The 1,492-nt window shown below is 29.6% G+C and carries 1 protein-coding gene; it reads right to left on the bottom strand.

All coding sequences use genetic code 11. From position 1 onward, the window contains the following. Positions 1-42: 42 nt before the first annotated feature. Positions 43-1,311, bottom strand: coding sequence for a transposase (locus AB8S09_RS15745; RefSeq protein WP_278381936.1), 1,269 nt, complete (start codon positions 1,309-1,311; stop codon positions 43-45). Between the last annotated feature and the right edge of the window lie 181 nt (positions 1,312-1,492).

A 1,492-nucleotide genomic window follows, 5' to 3' on the forward strand; every position in this document is an offset into this window, starting at 1 on the left:
TTAGAGTTTCCCCAAAATAAATTATTTCAAATATACCTAGACCTATAATTCTAATGCTTCAGCTATAAATAGTTGTTGTGGGGCCTTGGTTTTTAAAACTGGTTTCATAAAACTCTTAATTCCAGTAAGTGTCTTTTTTAATATTGAATAAATACCATCGGCTACTGCATAATAATCAAAGTCTGGTATTTTATAAATTCGATTGGAAAGTTTTTGTATTAATATATTCAGTATATTTTCTCCCCTTTTTTCTGAAAGCATGGCAATGAAACCTACAATTAAGGATAATAATAAATTCATAGTTCTTATGGAATTTAAACTTCTTACCCTTATATTTTCAAAATCAAACTGCTGCTTCTTAAACCTGAAGTACTCTTCTATCCTCCATCTTTTGAGATAAACCTGGATTATCGTGAGTGTTAATCTCTTATCATCGGGTTTAATACTGCTGATAAGCATCATAGGAACTTTCCCAAGACCTCTTATTACTACAAGAGTAAGTGGTTTATCAGGAATGTCCGGCAGGGCAATGGATATAAAACTAAACTTACATTTCTTCGCTTTGCCGGCTTTGTTTCTTACTATAGTTGAAAATCTTCCATGATATTTATTGGCAAGTTTTAATATATTAATAGATTTATCGTTATGGATGACATTTCTGTTACATTTAGCCCTTATAACAAAAGGCTCGCCACTATTTATGAAATATCTATAGAATTTTTTATCGTCAAAACCCCTGTCTAGAGCTCTGATACCTTTACTGCCAAAATGTTTCCTTATAAAATTTAAGCCCTCTAAAACTTCTTCATTTTCACTTACAAAATCAGTTTCTGCATTTGAATATATTTTTGAGTATACCGAGACAGGCATATTGTATTTATTTGTCAATGCAGCTATTTCAAAGCAATTATACCCGTTAATATTAGTCTCACCAGTACTTCCATCACGAACTTTACCCATAGCTTCTAGAACTTTACTGTTTCTTTTAGTAATTTCAGAACCATCAACACAAAATACAGTATTATCATCAATGTATGGTTTTATCTCGGAAATGTAGTTATCTATTGCCACATTGTGTTTATTGAAGGTCTTAAGATTGTTGGAAAGTCTTTCAATGGTCTTTTTTAAAGAAATATTTTCTTTAAGCGCCCTTGATATATCACTCAGGAGTATAGTTTGATTTTCTAGAATTCCATAAATCATCTGCGTAATAAATTTATAAGACGGTTTTGATAGATTTTTACAGATTCTATTTGAAAAAGTTAATATTTTTCTTTTTATTTGGTATGATAATTTGTTATAATTAATCATGAATAAAACATCTCCATCTGCTTTTGATTTTTGTTTTTTAGCAAATTCATTATATCAAAAGACTGGACTGTTTTATTCATTTTTTATGTGATTTTATAAATCTGTGGATAATTCTAAAACTCAAAGTTATCTTATCCACAGTTGTCATCTAGTCATTTCTAAAAAAATGGGGAAACTCTAA

The sequence above is a fragment of the Clostridium lapidicellarium genome (assembly GCF_041224415.1).
GTDB classification, from domain to species: domain Bacteria; phylum Bacillota; class Clostridia; order Clostridiales; family Clostridiaceae; genus Clostridium_B; species Clostridium_B lapidicellarium.

What these genes read in the sequence shown, in the direction of transcription:
- AB8S09_RS15745 (WP_278381936.1), bottom strand. Translation starts at nt 1,311, where the DNA reads ATGATTAATTATAACAAATTATCATACCAAATAAAAAGAAAAATATTA.